This is a genomic window from Acinetobacter sp. YH12226 (genome assembly GCF_013417805.1).
Lineage (GTDB): Bacteria > Pseudomonadota > Gammaproteobacteria > Pseudomonadales > Moraxellaceae > Acinetobacter.
Genome location: NZ_VPDG01000001.1, coordinates 152,244 through 172,656 on the forward strand (window position 1 = coordinate 152,244; position 20,413 = coordinate 172,656).

The 20,413-nt window shown below is 43.8% G+C and carries 21 protein-coding genes; 11 read left to right on the forward strand and 10 right to left on the reverse strand.

Features of this window, described 5'->3' with window-relative positions; genetic code table 11:
• Positions 1 to 180: 180 nt before the first annotated feature.
• Positions 181 to 786, reverse strand: a complete 606-nt coding sequence (locus FTV08_RS00740) for a LysE family translocator (RefSeq protein ID WP_004645711.1) — start codon at positions 784 to 786, stop codon at positions 181 to 183.
• A 112-nt stretch (positions 787 to 898) separates the two neighbouring features.
• Here FTV08_RS00740 and FTV08_RS00745 point away from each other — a divergent pair, with 112 nt between their 5' ends.
• Positions 899 to 1,393 (forward strand): Lrp/AsnC family transcriptional regulator, encoded by a 495-nt coding sequence (locus FTV08_RS00745; RefSeq protein WP_180086254.1) that lies wholly within the window; start codon positions 899 to 901, stop codon positions 1,391 to 1,393.
• Positions 1,394 to 1,602: 209 nt separating this feature from the next.
• Here FTV08_RS00745 and FTV08_RS00750 read toward each other — a convergent pair whose 3' ends face one another.
• From FTV08_RS00750 to FTV08_RS00780, 7 genes are all read right to left on the reverse strand, one after another.
• Positions 1,603 to 1,986: a hypothetical protein gene (locus FTV08_RS00750; RefSeq protein ID WP_004645713.1), complete on the reverse strand. Its 384-nt coding sequence runs from the start codon at positions 1,984 to 1,986 to the stop codon at positions 1,603 to 1,605.
• 231 nt (positions 1,987 to 2,217) lie between these two features.
• Entirely contained in the window at positions 2,218 to 3,153 is a 936-nt protein-coding gene (xerA, locus tag FTV08_RS00755) for a site-specific tyrosine recombinase/integron integrase (RefSeq protein ID WP_180086256.1), read from the reverse strand.
• Positions 3,154 to 3,759: an alpha/beta fold hydrolase gene (locus FTV08_RS00760; protein ID WP_180086258.1), complete on the reverse strand. Its 606-nt coding sequence runs from the start codon at positions 3,757 to 3,759 to the stop codon at positions 3,154 to 3,156.
• A gap of 87 nt (positions 3,760 to 3,846) precedes the next feature.
• Positions 3,847 to 4,692 carry a diaminopimelate epimerase gene (gene dapF / locus FTV08_RS00765; protein ID WP_004645716.1) on the reverse strand — a complete coding sequence of 282 codons (846 nt, stop codon included), beginning with the start codon at positions 4,690 to 4,692 and terminating at the stop codon, positions 3,847 to 3,849.
• A gap of 12 nt (positions 4,693 to 4,704) precedes the next feature.
• The gene (gene lysA / locus FTV08_RS00770) at positions 4,705 to 5,949 is read right to left on the reverse strand and encodes a diaminopimelate decarboxylase (RefSeq protein ID WP_044111425.1); all 1,245 of its coding nucleotides are present in this window, start codon (positions 5,947 to 5,949) and stop codon (positions 4,705 to 4,707) included.
• A 24-nt stretch (positions 5,950 to 5,973) separates the two neighbouring features.
• Positions 5,974 to 6,207 carry a lipoprotein gene (locus tag FTV08_RS00775; RefSeq protein WP_005252493.1) on the reverse strand — a complete coding sequence of 78 codons (234 nt, stop codon included), beginning with the start codon at positions 6,205 to 6,207 and terminating at the stop codon, positions 5,974 to 5,976.
• 132 nt (positions 6,208 to 6,339) lie between these two features.
• A complete protein-coding gene (locus tag FTV08_RS00780) occupies positions 6,340 to 7,743 on the reverse strand; it encodes an amino acid permease (RefSeq protein ID WP_180086260.1) in 1,404 nt (467 codons plus the stop codon).
• Positions 7,744 to 8,062: 319 nt separating this feature from the next.
• Here FTV08_RS00780 and FTV08_RS00785 point away from each other — a divergent pair, with 319 nt between their 5' ends.
• Positions 8,063 to 9,409 carry a sodium:alanine symporter family protein gene (locus FTV08_RS00785; RefSeq protein ID WP_180086262.1) on the forward strand — a complete coding sequence of 449 codons (1,347 nt, stop codon included), beginning with the start codon at positions 8,063 to 8,065 and terminating at the stop codon, positions 9,407 to 9,409.
• Between the two features lie 96 nt (positions 9,410 to 9,505).
• Here the strand turns inward: FTV08_RS00785 and FTV08_RS00790 are convergent, their stop codons facing one another.
• Positions 9,506 to 9,910: a hypothetical protein gene (locus tag FTV08_RS00790; protein ID WP_180086264.1), complete on the reverse strand. Its 405-nt coding sequence runs from the start codon at positions 9,908 to 9,910 to the stop codon at positions 9,506 to 9,508.
• A 174-nt stretch (positions 9,911 to 10,084) separates the two neighbouring features.
• On the opposite strand from FTV08_RS00790, the gene radA reads away from it, so the two are divergent.
• The 6 genes from radA (at position 10,085) to FTV08_RS00820 (ending at position 15,865) form a co-directional block, all read left to right on the forward strand.
• On the forward strand, positions 10,085 to 11,476 hold the full coding sequence (radA, locus tag FTV08_RS00795) for a DNA repair protein RadA (RefSeq protein ID WP_180086266.1): 1,392 nt from the start codon (positions 10,085 to 10,087) through the stop codon (positions 11,474 to 11,476).
• A gap of 118 nt (positions 11,477 to 11,594) precedes the next feature.
• Complete coding sequence (locus tag FTV08_RS00800) at positions 11,595 to 12,599, forward strand: Tim44 domain-containing protein (RefSeq protein ID WP_004731819.1); 1,005 nt, start codon at positions 11,595 to 11,597, stop codon at positions 12,597 to 12,599.
• Positions 12,600 to 12,822: 223 nt separating this feature from the next.
• Positions 12,823 to 13,179, forward strand: a complete 357-nt coding sequence (locus FTV08_RS00805) for a hypothetical protein (RefSeq protein ID WP_016807069.1) — start codon at positions 12,823 to 12,825, stop codon at positions 13,177 to 13,179.
• 1 nt (position 13,180) lies between these two features.
• Complete coding sequence (locus FTV08_RS00810) at positions 13,181 to 14,914, forward strand: PepSY domain-containing protein (protein ID WP_180086268.1); 1,734 nt, start codon at positions 13,181 to 13,183, stop codon at positions 14,912 to 14,914.
• Positions 14,911 to 15,249, forward strand: a complete 339-nt coding sequence (locus tag FTV08_RS00815; RefSeq protein WP_180086270.1) for a DUF3325 domain-containing protein — start codon at positions 14,911 to 14,913, stop codon at positions 15,247 to 15,249. Before FTV08_RS00810 ends, FTV08_RS00815 begins: the two co-directional genes overlap by 4 nt.
• Positions 15,250 to 15,346: 97 nt before the next feature.
• Positions 15,347 to 15,865, forward strand: a complete 519-nt coding sequence (locus FTV08_RS00820) for a tetratricopeptide repeat protein (RefSeq protein WP_180086272.1) — start codon at positions 15,347 to 15,349, stop codon at positions 15,863 to 15,865.
• 35 nt (positions 15,866 to 15,900) lie between these two features.
• Here FTV08_RS00820 and FTV08_RS00825 read toward each other — a convergent pair whose 3' ends face one another.
• Positions 15,901 to 16,929: a DUF4917 family protein gene (locus tag FTV08_RS00825; protein WP_257221133.1), complete on the reverse strand. Its 1,029-nt coding sequence runs from the start codon at positions 16,927 to 16,929 to the stop codon at positions 15,901 to 15,903.
• Positions 16,930 to 17,152: 223 nt separating this feature from the next.
• On the opposite strand from FTV08_RS00825, the gene ahcY reads away from it, so the two are divergent.
• The 3 genes from ahcY to FTV08_RS00840 all read left to right on the forward strand — a co-directional run bounded on the left by ahcY (position 17,153) and on the right by FTV08_RS00840 (position 20,302).
• Positions 17,153 to 18,535: an adenosylhomocysteinase gene (gene ahcY / locus FTV08_RS00830; protein ID WP_005103920.1), complete on the forward strand. Its 1,383-nt coding sequence runs from the start codon at positions 17,153 to 17,155 to the stop codon at positions 18,533 to 18,535.
• Between the two features lie 182 nt (positions 18,536 to 18,717).
• Positions 18,718 to 19,554 (forward strand): methylenetetrahydrofolate reductase [NAD(P)H], encoded by an 837-nt coding sequence (gene metF / locus FTV08_RS00835; RefSeq protein ID WP_005103921.1) that lies wholly within the window; start codon positions 18,718 to 18,720, stop codon positions 19,552 to 19,554.
• A gap of 37 nt (positions 19,555 to 19,591) precedes the next feature.
• Positions 19,592 to 20,302 carry a 16S rRNA (uracil(1498)-N(3))-methyltransferase gene (locus tag FTV08_RS00840; RefSeq protein ID WP_005103922.1) on the forward strand — a complete coding sequence of 237 codons (711 nt, stop codon included), beginning with the start codon at positions 19,592 to 19,594 and terminating at the stop codon, positions 20,300 to 20,302.
• Positions 20,303 to 20,413 lie beyond the last annotated feature (111 nt).

Genomic DNA, 20,413 nt, shown 5'->3' on the forward strand with positions numbered 1-20,413 from the left:
AGCTTTTGTCATTTTGGACAGAACTCTTTTTGAGAGCGAATTAAACCTAATATAAAGACAAATTGACCAAATAATAAACCAGCGCATTGAATTCTACGCCGACAAAGTGAATATTTAATTTCAAATCTTCGCAATTATAAAAAAAGCATACTGCGAACAGTATGCTTCTTTGCAACCAGATTAATTGATGATGAGCCAGCTTGCAGCAAGTGCCAGTAAACCACCAGAAGTTCCATCCACCCATTTTTGTTTACGTTCATCCATTTGGGTTTTTTGGCTGATTTTACTGAACAAAATACTTAAGCTACAATACACTACAAAAATCAGACTGATAAAAATAAAGGACAGGATCAAACCTTGGCTGACAGTATTGGCGGATTTATCAATAAACTGCGGCAAAATCGCAAAATAAATCAACATGCCTTTTGGATTTAACAGCGCAGTAAAAAAACCTTTTTTAATCGGATTGGCTGAGGTCTTTTTCTCAATGTTCAGCGCTTTTTTACTGAATACCGATTTGAGCAAATTAAAGGCCAAATACAACAGATACGCAATCCCAAGCCAGCGAATTGTTTCAAACAGCACCGGAAAAGAGATAATAATAGCCGCAATTCCGAGTGCCACCAGAATAGAATGCACCAGATAACCGCAACACACCCCTAAGGTTGCCATCATGCCTGCTTTTGCATCTTTACCCATCACTTGAGACAGGATAAATAACATATCGGGTCCAGGCGTAAAAATCAGGGGAAGCACGGTCAGTGCAAAGAGTACAAATACAGACATTTCCTTTTCCTTTCAAACTCCAGAAAGTGAAACAAGTATCTGCGATTTTTTACAAAATTGGCTTTCAATTTATTTTATAATAAGTATTATTTTTCGAATATTATTCTAATTTATGAAAATATCCACCAAGTCTGTGCGGGTAAAACTTGATCGAATTGATAAAAATATCATTCGACATTTACAGTCCAATGGCCGTATTCAGAATAATGATCTGGCACGTGAAATCGGACTTTCACCTTCATCCTGTTTACGCCGGGTAAAATTACTGGAAGATGCAGGCGTGATTCAGAATTACACGACTATTGTCGACCAACAAAAAATTGGTTTTCAGCTGATTTTATTTTCACGCATCTGGTTAGTCGGTCAGGATGCCGAAACCATTGATACCTTTATTGAGGCGATGAAAGAATTGCCGCAAGTGATGGAGTGCTACATTATTTTGGGAGAGAGCGATGCCATGTTGAAAGTTGTGGTGCCTGATCTGGAAAGTTACCGTAAATTTCAGTCCACCCATCTGACCAAAAAAAATGGTATTACCAGTGTCAAAACAGATTTACCCAGCCAGATTATTAAACAGAGTTTCCAGCTGCCTTTAGAAGATTTATAGGCAAACTGATTTTAGACAACGACGCTATGTTCTTAATTTAAGATTTGCATAATCGTATGCTTGCTTAAACCATAACATGTGCTGCAAGCGCATAGATTGAAAGTTCTACTATAAGAAAAGGTTGCCTATAGAAGACAACCTTTTCCTCTTGAGCAAAGCCAAATCACAGGACTGAATCTTATTTTTATGTTATGTGGATGCTTCAGAATTTACTCAGTTTCTTGTGCTAAAAAATCACGATGTACATGGCTTAAATCTACCAGCTCATAGTCTGCCAATTCAAAAATTTGCCAAATTGCAATCGCATCTTCTTTTAAATCGACTGCCTGGGTCGCACGATTCGACAATTGCCATTGCAAATCAGAAATCCATAAATAGTATTGCCTAGTCGCCGCATTAAAGGCCTGAACTTTTCCATCGGCATTAATCCCTTGAATGATGGCGCCTTCAGGTAAGGTCGCTTCAAGATTGGGTAAGCTAATGTCCACAAAATGCTTGATTTGTCGCAAACCATAACCTGCAAACATTTCTTTTTGAGCTTCACTTAACTGTGCATATTTTTGCTCTATATCTGCAATTACCAGTGTGTCCATGTCACCTCCCATCGGTCAAATGCTGAGACGCTGCTCAGCAATATTTCATTTTAAATATTAAATAGTATTTATTGTTATACCTGAAATGGCGCATTTAACGAATAAGACAATAGTGAAATGCTTACCCGAACGCCAATGTTCAGTTCAATTCCATTTTAAGGTTTATATATGAAAGTTTTGTGCCAAAAATACAATTTTCATGATTTTTATTCTTTAAAACTGGGCACATGATCAATCTTCTTTATGCTGCGCACGCGGATGGGCCTGATCATAAATCTGGGCCAGATGGTCAAAATCAACATGGGTATAAATTTGCGTGGTGGTTAAATTACTGTGTCCCAGCATTTCCTGCACGGCTCGTAAGTCCCGGCTATTCGATAACATGTGACTCGCAAAACAATGTCTTAACAAATGCGGATGTAAATCTACATTCACGCCTGCGCGCTGCGCCTGAAACTTGACCCGATTTTCAATTTGTCGTGCACCGAGCGGATTGCCTTTCTGGGTAATAAATACATTCGCCTCCGGTACAAAATCGCCATTCCATAAGGGATAGACTTGCAACCAAGCCATCACGCTATCTTTGGCCTTGGAACCGAAAGGCACTATCCGGGTTTTATTGCCTTTACCAGTAATGCGTAATAACTGCCGGTTGAAATCAATATCTTTAATTCTCAGGCTTTGCAGTTCTGCCAGACGCAGCCCACTGGAATAAAGCAATTCTAACATCGCTTTGTCCCGGAGCCACATTTGCTGTTGTATTTCATTTTCAGGCGCAGGCTGATCAATAATTTGGTTGATGGTTTCAATATCCACCATGCCCGGCAAAGGACGCGATTGACGTTTTAACTGAAAATCATCCGCAGGATTAAAAACCATATGCTGTGCCTGCTCAGCCCATTTCATAAACTGGCGAATGGCCGAGAGCATACGTTGCAGACTGCTGGGACTCAGCTGATACTGTTCGACTTTTTCAGCCAGAAACTGGCGTAAATCGGTGGCTTCTACATCGTTTAAATTGAGCTGTTCACGCTGGCAAAACTCTAAAAAATCCGAAACATCACGCTCATAGGCCTGCAAGGTATGTTTGGACTGGTTCTGGATTTCCCGTTCTTTCAGCCACATGTTAAGCAAGAGTTGAGGTGGGACAATCACTGCTTGCTCCATTTAGAGTTGCTCCAAATAATCTTGAATCAGCATTGCAACCTGATTTGCATGAGAATTGGCAAAGAAATGATCTCCACCTTGGATAATATGCAATTTTGCATTTTTAAAAATTCCTGCCAAGTATTGTCCAAGCTGAACAGTACTTAAAGGATCATGATCGCCCCAGATCAGTAAGATCGGAATGTCAAGACTTTCAAGCTGAATGCGGCTAAATTCAGTTTGGTCTTGTACAAACCAGTCCGGTGCTGTTTTAAAATGTTCATGATAATCTGTTCGCCAATCTGCACAATGAAATGATTGCAAATTCAAGCCACCAGATGTCGCCAACAATACCAGCCCTTTGACTTTCTGCGGATGATTGAGTGCCAACCCAACGGCCAAGACACCGCCCATAGACTGGGCAATCAGAATGGAATCATCCTCAATTTTTTCTTTCACGAATTCTTGCAGATCATACAGGTTTTGAATGGCCAAATTTGGTGCTACGCCATCAAAGCCCGGATAGGCAATGACTTGCTGATCTGTATATTCGGTTAATGCTGCTCTTAATGGCTGCCAAAAGTGCTGGCTTCCTGAAGCACCCGGCAGGAACACAAGCTTAGTCATCTCGTTCAAATTCTACGGTTTTTCCCATCCTAGCATAAAAAAAGCACCATCGATCAGACAGTGCTTTTTTCTCAAGCGGAACCAAGCTTAACCCTGGAAATAACGTAAATCCAGACGTCCTTCATACACGGTCGCCGTTGGTCCGGTCATCCAGACCACATCACCTTCTTTCCATTCAATTTGCAGCTTGCCGCCTGCCAGTTCAACTTCCACTTTGCTCGACAGCAGACCACGACGCATACCTGAAATTGCGGCAGCACAGGCACCTGTACCACAAGCTAAGGTCTCGCCTACACCACGCTCGTACACACGTAAACGTGCATGTTTTTCATCAATGATCTGCATAAAGCCAGCATTGACTCGTGCCGGGAAGCGCGCATGTGATTCAACTTGTGGACCAATACGTGCGACATCGGCAGCAATCACATCCGGTACGATTGTCACCGCATGTGGATTCCCCATATTGACCACATCAATGGTCAGCTTTTCACCGCCAGCAAGATCGATGTCATACAGGCTCTCCGGCGCATCAGCTACAAATGGAATTTCCTGAGGCAAAAATTTTGGATAACCCATATTGACCCGTACCCAACCATTCGCACCCAATTCCGGCTCTACAATACCAGATTTGGTTTGTACCTTGATTTTGGTTTTGGTCGTGAGCTGACGATCATGTACAAATTTGGCAAAACAGCGCACGCCATTGCCACATTGTTCCACTTCTGAACCATCGGCATTAAAAATCCGATATTTAAAGTCTGCACTTGGGACATCGGGTGGCTCAACCACCAAGAGTTGATCAAAACCAATGCCAAAGTTACGATTGGCCAAACGCTGAATGGTCAAAGTGTCTAAATAAGCACGCTGGCTGATCAGATCAACCACCATAAAGTCATTGCCCAGACCATGCATCTTGGTAAATTCTAATAACATCCTGATTTATCCTTAAGGCAATAAACGCTCACGTTCCCAAAGTGATTCAATCGTCTCACGTTCACGAATCAAATGTGCCTGATCAGCATCGACCATTACCTCAGCAGCACGGCCACGGCTGTTGTAATTTGAACTCATCACAAAACCATACGCACCTGCACCGAGTACTGCCAGCACATCATTTTCCTTGATCGCAAGCTCACGCTCTTTACCCAGGAAATCACCAGTTTCACAAATTGCGCCCACGACATCCCATTCTTTCGTTTCGACATCGGTACGAGGTGTAACAGATTGAATGTCCATCCATGCTTCATATAAAGCAGGACGAATCAGGTCATTCATCGCAGCATCAATAATCGCGAAATTACGGTGATTGGTCGGTTTTAATAGATCCACTTTAGTCAGCAGCACACCTGCATTAGCAGAAATACTACGTCCCGGTTCCATATACACTTTCAAGCCCAACTTTTCTAAAGCCGGACGTAGCGCATTGGCATATTCTTCAACTGACGGCGGGGTTTCATCTTTATACGTCACACCCAGACCACCACCGATATCGATGTGTTTGAGGTGAATGCCCAGCTCTTTTAACTGGTCGATCATGACAATGACACGATCCAGTGCATCCACAAATGGCTGGGTTTCAGTCAGCTGTGAACCAATATGGCAGTCAATCCCGACCACATCCAGATTTGGCAATGACGCCGCATATTGATAGGTTTCAAACACGCTATCAGACGGAATACCGAATTTATTTTCTTTTAAGCCAGTTGAAATATAAGGATGGGTTTTGGCATCGACATCCGGATTTACACGCAATGAAATCGGCGCTTTGACATTTAATTCAGCTGCAACTTTCTGGATACGATCCAGCTCGGCATAAGATTCTACGTTAAAGCAGGCAATCCCGACTTCTAGCGCTTTTTTGATATCCGCTTCAGATTTACCCAGACCGGAAAATACGATTTTCGAAGGCTCACCACCGGCTTTCAGCACACGGGCCAATTCACCACCGGTCACAATATCAAAACCGGCACCCTGTTTGGCCAATACATTCAATACCGCAAGATTAGAGTTGGACTTTACCGCAAAACAGATTTGATGATCGATGAAGTTAAAAGCACGGTCCATATCTAAAAAATGCTTTTCCAAAGTGGCTTTAGAATAAACATAGAGTGGTGTGCCGAATTGCTCCGCGAGCTGTTGTAATGAACATTGCTCAGCGTGCAATACCCCATTAATGCGGGTGAAACTCATGAAGGTATCCTTTCTGTGAAAGCGTTATGGTGTGGTTTTAACGTCTGAATCGGTAGGTGCAGCAAACTGTTGTTGCACAGGTGCCTCGCGTTCTTCATCGGACGCTTTAGGCTCAGTTTCAGTATTTTTGTATAACAGATACTTGGCACGCTTGTCGTAATTTGGATCATTCGGCAAGTGCAAAGCACCTGACTGTCCACAACTTGCAAGAGCAAGACCCGTCGCTAAGATACTGATGTAGCAAATGACTTGGCGCATCTGACCACCTAATGTAATAGTTTCGATGAAGTATAACGCGATCATTCGGCATGACCCAAGCGTTAAACGCTAGAGAGTATCTTTAGACAAAAAAAAACGCCAGCAGATCGCTGACGTTTTTATTGATAAGGTTTATTTATGTTTCTGTTTATAGAAAACAAAATAGCCAATGATTAACAGGATAAACCAGATCGGACTGATCATCAGTGCCTGGCGGGTATCCTCTTCCAGCGCCAAGACCACGATCATGCTTAGGAAGAAAATAATCACGACCCAACAAGTCACTACACCACCTGGCAGCTTAAAGGTCGATTTAGCATGCAACTCTGGACGTGTTTCGTAATACACAATATAGCTCCAGATAATGATGATCCAGACACAAATAAACAGAATCGTGGATAAAGTCGTGGCCAAGGTAAAGGCCCGAACGGTATCCGGAACAAAATACTGAAGTGCTGCACCCAGCAACAAACACACCGCCGAGAAATACAAGGCATTGGCAGGCACTGCGCGACGGTTCAGACGACCAAAAGCCATCGGTGCCTGCTCTTCACGCGACAGGCCAAACAGCATACGGCTGGTCGAGAATACGCCACTGTTCATCGATGACATCACCGAGGACAATACCACCAGGTTCATGATGATCGCAGCCGCTGCAATGCCAGCCTGACTGAACAGGTTCACAAACGGTGATACATTCGGATCAATCTGGTTCCACGGTGTCACTGACATCACAATGAGCAGTGCCAATACATAGAAAATAATGATACGGATCGGAATAGAGTTCACCGCTTTTGGTAGGTTCTTTTCCGGATCTTTGGTTTCAGCCGCGGTAGTACCCACCAGCTCTACCCCGACAAAGGCAAAGATTGCAATCTGGAAACCGGCCAGGAAGCCCATGGCACCCGTCGGGAACAAACCGCCATGCTCCCAGATATGACTAAAGGATGCGACCGTACCGACATCATTGGTAAAGCCGGTAAATACCATCCACAGACCAACGGCAATCAGCACCACAATAGCGATAATTTTGACCAGGGCAAACCAGAATTCCATTTCTCCAAACAGTTTTACCGTGACCAGATTCAGCCCCATGATAAACACAATCGCGGCAACACTGATCATTACGCCTTCTTCAGGGCTAAAGGGCAAGCCATTATTGAAGAATTGCAGATAGTAAATAATGGCTGACAGATCCGCGATCCCGATGGTAATCCAGCACAACCAGTAGGTCCAGCCAACAAAGTATCCGGCCCAAGGCCCGATCAAATCCGTGGCAAAATCAATAAAAGATTTATATTGCAAGTTGGAGAGTAACAGTTCACCCAATGCACGCATCACCAGAAAGACCATAAAACCGATGATCATATAGATCACCAGAATCGAAGGACCTGCGAGACTGATGGTTTTACCCGACCCCATAAACAGGCCAGTTCCGATGGCGCCCCCAATGGCAATTAACTGTAGGTGCCGATTGGACAAACTCCGCTTTAATTCACCGTGCTCTGCCGACGAATTGTTATATTTTTCTGACATTATTAATTACAACTTTGAGTTTTACTCGCGACAAATTAACGTAAAAAATGCTGAATACAAAAATAAAATTTGCATCATTTGTATTTCCTTATTAATTGAAGAAGTTAATTTATTTTTCTTATATCGCTCTACAGTTACATTTCTGCTTTATTTTTGACCTGCGATATTCCAGTAATTTCTTGTCAAATTTTTAAAACTGTGTAAAAAATAGAACACTATTCAGCCAATTTATGCATTCAGGATGAATGCATCTGGCATAGCAATTGCTTTTTAATCAATACCTCGAACTACACAGACATGGATCAATAAGAAGAATTTTATGCAAAATTTACAAAGTTTAATGGAAACTTTAAGCGGCTGGGTGTGGGGCCCTTATATGCTGGTACTGATTGTTGGTACCGGGATCTTCCTCACCTTCCGTTTATTGTTCTGGCAGTTCCGCATGTTGCCCCTAGCCTTCAAACAGGTCTTTGGCAAGCATCCTGACCACTCAGGGGACATTTCCCAATTCGCTTCACTCATGACCGCACTCTCTGCCACGATTGGTACCGGTAACATTGCCGGCGTAGCCACTGCATGTGTCCTCGGGGGTCCGGGCGCCGTGTTCTGGATGTGGATGACCGCCCTGTTTGGTATGGCCACCAAATATGGCGAAGGTGTTCTGGCAGTCAAATACCGAGTCAAAAATGAAAATGGTGAAATGTCGGGTGGTCCGATGTACTACATCGAGCGTGGTCTGAAATGGAAATGGCTGGCACTGATTTTTGCCTTGTTCGGGACACTGGCTTCTTTTGGAATCGGCAGTTCAGTACAGTCGAATACTGTAGCACTGGCGGTTGAAAACAGCTTGGGCATCGAAACCTGGATGACGGGGATCATTATCACTGCCTTTTCAGCACTGGTGATTTTGGGCGGGATTAAATCGATTTCCAAAGCTTCTTCTGTGATCGTGCCGATTATGGCGGTGGGTTATGTGGCTGGCGGTCTGATTATTATTTTTAATAATCTGGAACTGGTCGTGCCGGCACTAAAAATGATCTTCACCTATGCATTTACCGGTGAAGCTGCAGTGGGCGGTGCGATTGGTGCGGCGATTCGTTATGGTGTGGCACGTGGTGTATTCTCCAACGAAGCCGGCATGGGTTCTGCGCCGATTGCTGCCGCAGCGGCAAAAACCGATCATCCGGCCCGTCAAGGTTTGGTATCCATGACCGGTACCTTTATTGATACGATTATTGTCTGTTCAATTACCGGTATTGTCCTGGTGATGGGTTATATCATGGCCGGTAATTCATTCGGAGATCAAACCGGTGCGGTACTGACTATCGGCGTGTTCGACAAACTGCTGCCGGGTGTCGGTGGTTGGGTGGTCACTTTCGGTATTATTTTCTTCGCCTATTCCACCATTTTAGGCTGGAGCTACTACGGAGAAAAATGTGCCACCTATTTACTCGGTGAAAAATTCGTACTGCCTTACCGTATCATTTACATTGCTACAGTTTTCATTGGCTGTGTGGCCACACTGGATCTGGTCTGGCTATTTGCCGACACCTTCAACGGCCTGATGGCGGTTCCAAACCTGATTGGCTTATTACTTCTGTCTGGTGTTATTGCCAAAGAGTCGAAAGACTTCATTGCAAGACGTAAATCTGGTGAACTTTATTAATTGATAAGTTGTGTAAATATTCAATTCACATATAAAAAAGCCACGTAAATCGTGGCTTTTTTATACTTCAGTTTTCCCATTTTTCATTATGAAATTTTAGCAACGTAAACCACTACAAGCCAGCTTGTCCCACTCAGATTCAAGTTCCAGTGCCAGTCCTAAAGATAAAACAAAAAACTGAATGCCTTCAATTTTCATATTGCCCTGTTCATCTTCCAGATACTCACTCAGTTTTTGATAGGTTTTATGATGCAGATCAAAAGGTACATCCAGATAAAGCCCACCCAGGTAGATTTCACTATGGACGGTTTGATCCACACCTAAACACGGCATATACACAATCCCCTGTTGCTCTAGCCAGCCGATTAACATTTGGCGAACCGAGTTTGCATCCCGATCTGGATGTACATAATGATCAAAATGCACAAATAACACATCACGGTTTTTTTCACGTGCGATCGCATCAATATGTTTCAGCAATTGTGACAAGATCTGTTCCATTCCAGCATAACAAGACGGGCATTATAGACGGCGTTACCGCACAGTATTCAAATCAGCATAAATAAAAGCGACAAACCTTGTCGTAAAAACCATGATTTTTCAGGTGAAAGGCTTGGTTTTCGATAGCATTCACCGCTATGCTGTCACTCAATTTCAATCGCTTCATCTTCAAATATGGCTAAAGCAAAAAGTGTGTATCGTTGTGAACAATGTGGTGCCGATCATCCAAAATGGTCGGGGCAGTGTTCTGAATGCGGGGAATGGAATAGCCTGGTTGAGGTGACCATTGCACCGGCAGTGACGCATCGCGCCCAGCCAAAAATCAGTGGTGGATATGCAGGCCAGGCGTCCAGCATCACGACTTTAAATCAGGTCTCAGTCTCTCATGAAACCCGTCTACCAACGGGTATCAGCGAATTTGACCGGGTCTTGGGTGGCGGACTGGTAACCGGGTCGGTGGTCCTGATCGGCGGTGATCCCGGGATTGGTAAATCTACCATCTTGCTACAAACAGCCACACACATGGCATCTGCCAAAAATCCGGCCCTGTATGTGACCGGTGAGGAATCCTTGTCTCAGGTGGCTTTACGTGCCCAGCGTCTGGATCTGCCGACCGACCAGCTCAAAGTCATGGCAGAAACCTGCGTCGAACGTATTTGTGAAGTACTGGCCCAGCAACGTCCTGCGGTGGCAATCCTGGACTCGATCCAAACCCTGTACACCGAAACCCTGCAATCTGCACCAGGTGGTGTCTCACAAATTCGTGAATCAGCGGCCTTGTTGACCCGTTTTGCCAAAAATAGTGGCACGTCTTTGTTTCTGGTCGGTCATGTAACCAAAGAAGGCGCACTGGCCGGCCCACGTGTACTGGAACATATGGTGGACTGTGTGCTGTATTTTGAAGGCCAGTCGGATTCACGTTACCGGATGATCCGAGCGGTCAAAAACCGTTTTGGTGCGGTCAATGAGCTCGGTGTGTTCGGCATGACCGATAAAGGTCTGCGCGAAGTTTCCAATCCTTCAGCCATCTTTTTAAGCCGTTATGATGAAGCGATTCCCGGTTCGATTGTAATGATCAGCCGCGAAGGTACGCGCCCGCTACTGGTTGAGGTTCAGGCACTGGTCGATGATGCACATGGCCAACCAAGACGCGTAGCGCTTGGTTTGGATCAGAACCGTCTAAATATGCTCCTTGCAGTCATGCATCGGCATGGTGGTGTGCAAACCTCCGGCCAGGATGTTTATGTCAATATTGTCGGTGGATTGAAAATTACCGAAACAGGTTCGGATTTGGCGGTACTTCTCGCCTGCGCTTCCAGCATTCGTGGCAAAGCCTTACCGCAACAGCTGGCGGTTTTTGGGGAAGTCGGACTGTCTGGAGAGATTCGCCCTGTGCCGAACGGTCAGGAACGGCTGAAAGAAGCGATTAAACATGGTTTTAAATACATTATTGTCCCTCGCGGCAATGCACCGCAAAAATCCATCGAGGGCGTGCAAATTATTGCAGTTGCGCGTTTACATGAAGCCTTGAGCGAGGCAATGGCGCTGAGTGATGGACTCAATTAACTGTAAACCGGCTCATTTCGTACAAAGAGCAAAAAAATACAGATTTTTAATTGAAATTCCACACAAAGCCTATATAAATAGACTGTACAAACAGGTTTTATTCTCATAGGAAAAATGAATGGAAGTTCGACAGCGCGGTTTGATCACAGGTATCTTGACAGCAGTTTTATTGGTTGCGCCTTTTGCAGCTGAAGCAAAACGTGCCGGTGGCGGTAAAAGTCACGGCATGCAACGTTCTGCACAACCTACTCAATCTTATCAACAACCTCGTCAAGCTGCGCCTGCTCAACAAGCGCCAGTTGCCGGTGCTGCAACCCAGCAAAAATCCGGTCCGGGTGTCGGCGGCATGGTTGCCGCGGGTGTAGCCGGTGCTGCGATTGGTGCAGTTGCTGCCAATGCCTTGGCGGATGATCAAAGTGTAGCAGCATCTGAAGCTCAGGCTGCTCAAGCCGAAGAGGAAAAAGGTGGTATTCCAGGCTGGATCTGGATCCTTCTTGCTGCTGCTGTTGCCTTCTTCATTTTCCGTAAGATGGGCGCAAAAAAAAAAGTAGCTTCTAACCCATACGCACCAAATAGCGGTGCTGGTAATACAGCACCTTTTGGTCAGGCACCGACTGCACCTCGCGGTGGTGACAGTACCAATATTTTTGGTCAGAATGTGGGTGGTCAAACGTCAAGCAACAATGCTCCGTTCGGTTCTGCTCCGGTAAATAACGCGCCTTTTGGTGCAGCTTATACCCAAAGTGGCAGCCAGTTACCGGATGGTACTGAACCTGCAGCATTCTTGCGTGTAGCGCGTCAGCGTTTTAACCATATTCAGTCCATGAATACAGCAAGCAACATTTCTGAAATTCAGCGTTATCTGACTCCTGAACTTTATCAGTCAATGTATAACGACATCATGAGCAATCAGGATCAGGATGTTGCCGAGTTTTCAAATCTGAATGCGATGGTCGTCGACTCATCGACTGACAATGGCCAGTATATTGTCAGCGTACGCTTTACAGGTACGGTAAGCGAAGACTTAAACAGCTTGCCGCAACCGTTCGCAGAAATCTGGCATTTCACCAAACCAGCAGGTTCAAATCAGGACTGGGTGGTTGCAGGTATTCAGCAAGACTAATCGTGAATAAATGAAGTTTAGACAGCGGCCTTCGAGCCGCTGTTTTTATTTTCAAGCCTTACATTTTGATCTTTTTTAATTCCCTTCCCCCTCTCTTTTTTAACCTAACTTCCAGTTTTACTTATTTTTCATATAAATAGTTCAACAACCAATATTTAAAATCTAAACAATAATTGTTATCATTATCATTAATTACTTCATAAGTTTGTAAATAGAATTTTCGATGATGAATAGTCCGAATATGCAAGCCATAGCGACTGGAACAGTTACTGCACCGAAACCATCAAGCAAAAATAAAGTCAAAGCAAGTATGCTGGCTTATCGTGGGATGATTTTATATCGCTTTATTCTGGCGGGTGCTGGCGGTTATCTACTGGCTACACTGGCAACGATCGTGATTGCCCAGCTTTTTATCGACAGTGGAAGCAGTGCAGCCATGTCCGCCACCCTGATTGGCTTTAGCTTGAATGCTGCTGCATTTATCTGGGTATTTATGGTGAATAAGACGCTCAAAGCTACGCTCGGGATCGCGATTCCCGGTGTTTTACTCTATATCGCCTATAAGCTTTTAGGAAATTGAGATGAGAGTAGATGCAAAACCCGAAGGTCCACGCCAGTCGATGTCGTGGTTGCATACCTGGGCCAGTCTGATTTTAGGCTGGCTTTTATATGCGATTTTCTTGACCGGAACCTTAAGCTTTTTCCAGAACGAAATTACCGTCTGGATGAAACCGGAATTTCATCAATCAGTTCCACCAAAGACTCAAATCGAACAAACCCGTGTGGCACTGGCTTATCTGCAACAGCACCATCCGGATGCTGGCAGCTGGGCAATCCAGCTTCCTAACTCACGCCAAAATACTACCACCCTGACTATTCGTAGTGCCGGCGAAGATCCGCGTGCCCGTCGTGGCGGTACCCGCGTGACGATTGACAGCGCCACCGACGAAGTTTTGCAAGCGCGTGAAACACGCGGTGGTTCATTCTTATACCGTTTCCACTTTGAATTGTATGGTTTGCCAAGAATCTGGGCGCGCTGGATGGTCGGCGTTGCGACCCTGCTCATGCTGGTGGCAATCATCAGCGGTGTCATTACCCATAAGAAAATTTTCAAGGATTTTTTTACTTTCCGTCCCGGCAAAGGTCAGCGTTCCTGGCTGGATGCACACAATGCTACTGCGGTATTTGCCCTGCCCTTTCACATCATGATTACCTTCAGTGGCTTATTATTATTGCTTTTTACCCTCATGCCCTGGGGCGTAAACCAGATTTATGAAAATCGTGGTGCTTTCCTTCAGGATCAACGTAAGAGTTTGGTTCAAGACAACAGTATTCAGGCTGAATCCCGTGAAAGCCATAGTGAGAGCAAAGAACGTCGACCGCAAGCTGAGAGAGAAAATCGTGGCGAGCGCGGTGAAATGTCTGCACGCAGTGAAGGTCGCCGCTCTCGTGATGAAATGCAAGCTGCACCTCCTGCACCGTTAACCGATCTGGCTCCGATCTTGGCAACAGCCGAAAAAGAATGGAAAAATAATCCAGTTGGCACGATTACTATCATCCAGCCAAATACCCTAAAAGCAGAAATTGAGCTTCGTGCCTTAAACGGAGTCAGCGTAGCTTATCGTAATGTTTATCCGAGCCTTGCTTTCAATGGTGTGACCGGTGATTTAGAGCCGGATCAAACCACCCTGAAAACGCCTTCAGTCGCAAATGGTATCTATAACATGTTCACCACACTACATGAAGCACGTGGCGTGGATCTGGCGTTACGCTGGTTATTGTTCATGTCGGGCGTGGTCGGCACCTTGATGATTGCCACCGGCTTGATTCTATGGTGTGTCAAACGTGCACCACAGCAACAGAAGCAAGGCTATAAATCGTTTGGTTATCGTCTTGTGGAAGTCACCAATATCGCTGCCATTATTGGTTTACCTGTTGCCTGTGCTGCCTATTTCTATGCCAACCGTTTTATTCCGGCAGACATGGACATGCGTCTGAACTGGGAAATACGTAGCTTCTTTATTGTCTGGTTACTGACTTTACTGTATGCCATGATTCGCAGTCATCGACAAGCTTGGCTAGAGCTTCTCATGCTTGCAACTGGGACATTTGCCTTACTCCCAATCGTCAATTTTCTGACCGGCGGTCAGGCGATCTGGAACACCATTATGCATGGTCAATGGGTCATTGCTTCTTTTGATCTAGCGATGTGGGTGCTTGCGATCTTGTTCTGGTTTTCATTTAAAAAAGTGAAAAACCATAAAGGCTTGTCGCCTAAAAAAGCCAAGGTTGCTCTCAAGGAGAATCAGTCATGATGTTTTTCTTACTGATTTGGGCTTTAACTTCACTGGGTTTCTTTGCGCTTGCAACGTCGATGTCCAAACATCAAAAACAAATTTTTGACACAGAACTCAACCCTGCAAAAACACAACTTGCGACTATTCTCGGTTGGGTATTGCTCATACTCGCCCTGATTCTGTGCCTGTGTACAGGAGCTATCAGCAATATGATCAGTTACTGGCTGGGTAGTCTGACTTTTGCAGCACTGGTGGTCGGCTTAAGCCTGAGTTATCTGGCAAGTAGAATTAAAGTGATCGTAATGTTCTGTGTGTTCATCGCCTCGATCTCAGGGATTCTTTGCTTGATCTAATCATTTGATTGACCAATCTCTTTAAAAAGCTGACTTTCGGATTGGCTTTTTTGCTTTAAACCTTTTAGTCTACACACAATATTTTTGAGATGTTGATATGACCCAGCGTGTTTCTCCCCCTGCTGCCCTGACCAATCTTGCCTTAGCCGGCAATGCTGAAGCGCAATTTGAACTGGCTGAACTGTATATGCAAAGCGAGCATGATGATGACATCATTCTTGCTGAAGAATGGGCGTTGAAAGCTGCCAACGGCGGGCTGGTGGATGCAATGTACTGGTTAGGTGAAGGTTATACCGTTTATGCCAAAGAGTTAGCAGAAAAAGATCCTGAAGAATCCAAAGCTCACTTTGAGTTAGCCTATTACTGGTTAAGCAAGGCCAATATCGAGAAGCACCCTGCTGCGACTTTGGAGCTGGCAGGTTTTTACCGTCGTGGCGATGTAATTGAAAAAGACGTCGAAAAATCGATTGCTTTGGTAAAACAGGCTGCGGAATGGGGCGAAGTTCAGGCGATGCGTGATCTTGCATTTATTTATGCCAATGGTTTAGGCGTAGATGGCAATGAAGAACAGGCTGAGTTCTGGACTCAAAAAGCAGATGCTGCTGAAGCTAAATAAGTAAAAAAAAGCCCATCAGATGATGGGCTTTTTTTTTAAGGATTATTCCAACAACCTGAACTTTGGCTGTCAAAAAATTCTATTTCGATATTTGGAGCTGCTTTTTCATTTTTTATAAGCCGATAAATTCGATGGCACTCTTCCTGATTATTTTGAAATATAGAAATAGCCACCTTACCTGATTGTTTGTTCTTAAATATCTGCTTTACCAAATGTGATTCCTGCTTGCCTAAGCTCCAGCCATAAATGACTAAATTAGCTTTTTGAGTTATTAAATCTGGTAGAACTTCATAGAAAATAGTACTCAAATAGGAACTACTTTTTATAGATTCAAGCTTTTTAGTTCCCGTACCCTCGGCAACAAATAAAGGAATTTTATTATCTTCCCATTGTGAAGTAATAACTTCTAACAAACCCTCAAAATCCCCTCTTTGAACTTTAGTTTCGGTATTTTTTGCATCTCTGAAAATAGATAAATTACCATGTTGATAAAGACTCAAAGTTACTTCTTTTTCCTTACGAATAGGATTTCTCAAATCTTGCCAATTATTTCTAAATAACCCGCTACCTTGAAAACAATCTTTAAATCTATGCCCATCTTCATTTCTATTTCCATACATTAAAATCCAATACAGGATTAAATCGTAATTAAGGGAGACTACTGTTCTAAATTGTTTTGTAAATTGATATAGCTGAGGTAATTGATCCGCGATATCAGAATGTTCACAATGAACTTCCTTCACCACTTTAATAAGAGCTTGTTTTATATTTTCGTAAGCTGAATCAAGTTTTTGATCAACTATTCCCAAATGCTTATTTATTAACTTCGCATGCCAAACCAATCGTAAAATTAATTCAAAATCAGATGTATCAAACTCAATAAAAAGTTTAGATATATCATCATTAAAAAGTCTTAATTTTTCAGCCTCTTCTTTTAAAGAATCAAAACGAAATTTTTGATGCAAAGCAACACTCGCCCCATTACCAATAATTAAATTGCCATTCTCATAATTATCCTTAATTTCAGCCCAGTCTTTGATTGCATACTCAAAACCATCAGTCATAGTTTATTCTCAAAATTTTCTTATTAGTCAGATATTAATCAATTTAGGATTGGAACAAAATCAATTTCCAAGTACAATACTGCGCTAGTCGAGGGATGCTGCGACGTTTTACAGGCACTAAATGTAAAATCGCTAGGCTCGACCATCGGTCAGACATTCGTTCTGATCAACAACGGCATCCGCGAACAGAACGATCCAATCTATTTTTTCCTAGGAGATCCTGATGAACGCGGTTACTGCTTCATTTACAGATTACAAAGTTGCTGATATTTCACTTGCTGATTACGGCCGTAAAGAAATCAAACTTGCTGAAGCTGAAATGCCAGCCCTAATGGGTCTGCGTAAACGCTACTCAGCAGCAAAACCGCTTGCAGGCGCGAAAATTCTCGGCTGTATCCACATGACCATTCAAACTGCCGTTTTAATTGAAACGCTAGTTGAATTGGGTGCTGAAGTTCGTTGGACGTCATGTAACATCTTCTCGACTCAAGACCATGCTGCTGCTGCAATCGCTGCTGCGGGCATTCCCGTGTTTGCCTGGAAAGGCGAAACTGAAGAAGAATACATGTGGTGTCTTGAACAACAAATCAATGTAAATGGCACGCCTTGGGATGCCAACATGATTCTTGACGATGGCGGTGATTTAACACTACTTGTTCATGAAAAATACCCAGAAGTGATTGAAAAAATTCACGGTGTAACTGAAGAAACAACGACAGGTGTTCAACGTCTGTATGAAATGCTTCGTGATGGCACTTTAAAAGTTCCTGCAATCAACGTAAACGATTCAGTAACCAAGTCTAAAAACGACAACAAATACGGTTGCCGTCACTCACTGAACGATGCAATCAAACGTGGTACAGATATGCTTTTATCTGGCCGTCGTGCACTTGTGATCGGTTATGGTGACGTAGGTAAAGGTTCTGCGCAATCCCTTCGTCAAGAAGGCATGATTGTACGCGTAACTGAAGTTGATCCAATCTGCGCAATGCAAGCATGCATGGACGGTTACGAAGTTGTATCTCCATACAAAAATGGCGTGCAAACTGGCAAGAAAGAAGACATCAATGTTGACCTTCTTCAAAACACTGACCTTATCGTAACTACAACAGGTAACTACCACGTATGTGACGCTGCAATGCTTGATTCATTAAAAGCTGGCGCAGTTGTTTGTAACATCGGTCACTTTGATACTGAAATTGATACAGCTTACCTACGTGGTTACAAGTGGGTTGAAGTTAAACCTCAAGTACACCAGGTGTATCGTTCAGAAAATGAAAATGATTACCTGATCCTTCTTTCTGAAGGCCGTTTGGTGAACCTTGGTAATGCGACTGGTCACCCATCACGTATTATGGATGGTTCATTTGCCAACCAGGTATTGGGTCAAATGCATTTATTCGCTGAGAAATTTGCTGATCTTCCAGAATCTGAAAAAGCTGCACAAATTCGTGTAGAACTTCTTCCTAAGAAATTAGATGAAGAAGTTGCTGCTGCGATGGTTGCTGGTTTCGGTGGTGTCTTGACTCAATTGACTCAAGAACAAGCGGATTACTTAGGCGTTCAAGTTGAAGGTCCATTCAAGTCTGATGCTTATAAATACTAATTAAACTCCACCCTCTCCCTAACCCTCTCCCATAGCGAGAGGGAACATTCATTACCAAATGTATGTCATCGAGGGTAAATCCTCTCCTGAGCGTGCTTAAAGCACTGCTTTGAAGCTCAGCGCAAGAGAGGATTTAGGAGAGGTAAAACTAATTAAAAAGTATTTATAAAAAGGATTTGAACATGTCTAAACAGATTCCAATTTCATTTGAATTCTTCCCGACCAAAACTGATGTAGGTGCGGAAAAACTCAAAGTTGTGCATCAAGAGCTACAACTCTTAAATCCAGAGTTCTTCTCTGTGACCTATGGTGCTGGTGGTTCCACTCGTGAACGCACCCTGTCTACTATCAATGACTTTAATGGCAAAGGCGCACCTGTTGCCCCTCACTTGTCTTGTATTGGCGATGACAAAGCACGTATTGCTGAACTTCTAGACCTGTACAAATCTCAAGGCATTAACCGTATTGTTGCCCTGCGTGGTGACTTGCCTTCAGGCCAAGTAGGTTTGGGTGAATTACCTTATGCAGCTGATCTGGTTCGCTTTATCCGCGAACATTCAGGCGATCATTTTAAAATTGAAGTCGCAGCTTATCCGGAAATGCATCCACAGGCAGAAAGCTTTGACAAAGACATTCAGCACTTTGTTGAAAAAGTTCAGGCCGGTGCCAATGCCGCTTTAACCCAGTTCTTCTTCAATCCAGATGCTTACTTTTACTTTGTAGATCGTATCCAGAAAGCAGGAATCGATATTCCGGTTGCGCCAGGCATCATGCCAATTACCAATTCCAGCAACCTGATTCGCTTTGCTGATGGTACCGGTGCTGAAATTCCACGCTGGATTCGCAAGCAACTGGCAACTTATGGTGACGATACTGCCAGCATTAAAGCCTTTGGCCATGAAGTTGTGGTTAAATTCTGTGAGCGTCTACTTGCAGGTGGTGCGCCAAGCTTGCATTTCTACACCATGAATACTACTGACCCGACCCGTCAGCTGGTCACCGATCTTGGTTTAGCTTAAGCCCTTTATTTCACCGATTTTTTGAGTAGAACGATCAATGCCACGTTTTTATATAGATGCTGATTTAACTATTGATGTCAGCCTTGAGCTTACGGAAACTGTATTTCATCATTGGGTAAAGGTTTTACGCGCGCAAGTCGGTGAAAGCGCGACCCTGTTCAATGGACAGGGTGGCGAATATGACGTGACTTTAACCGAGGTTGATAAAAAATCAGCCACCGTCTCGGTCAATGCATTTAATCCTGCCAATCGCACACCAAAGTTCCAGGCTTTGCTCGGTCAGGTGATGAGTAAAGGCGACCGTATGGATTATGCGATTCAGAAAGCAGTCGAACTGGGCGTTTCCGAAATTCAGCTGCTGACTTCGGATCGTTGTGAAATGCGTTTAAAGTATGATCGCGACCAGAAAAAACTAGATCACTGGCAAGGCATTGCTATTGCGGCTTGTGAACAATGTGGTCTGAATATTGTTCCTAAAATTTTAGCGCCAATCTCACTTGAAAAATGGCTGGATACTGAACTACCCAACACCAAACTGGTTTTGGCACCCAATAAAGATGAAACAGATGTACTGGCAGAGGCGACCTTGGATCTTGTCCTATTGATCGGCCCTGAGGGTGGCCTGAGTGAGGCGGAAATTAGTACCGCAAATCAAAAAGGTTTTCTCAACTGGTGTATAGGCGAGCGTGTCCTGCGTACCGAAACCGCTCCTGTTGTTGCTCTGTCAATTTTAAATTATGTGCTTTAATTCATCGGATGAGTAAAAATTTGCCTTTAATTTTGTTGATTTTTATTTTTAAGGCATCTAATCTCGACTAAAGAATAATAAACATTTATTAATTGATTTCACACACTTCTT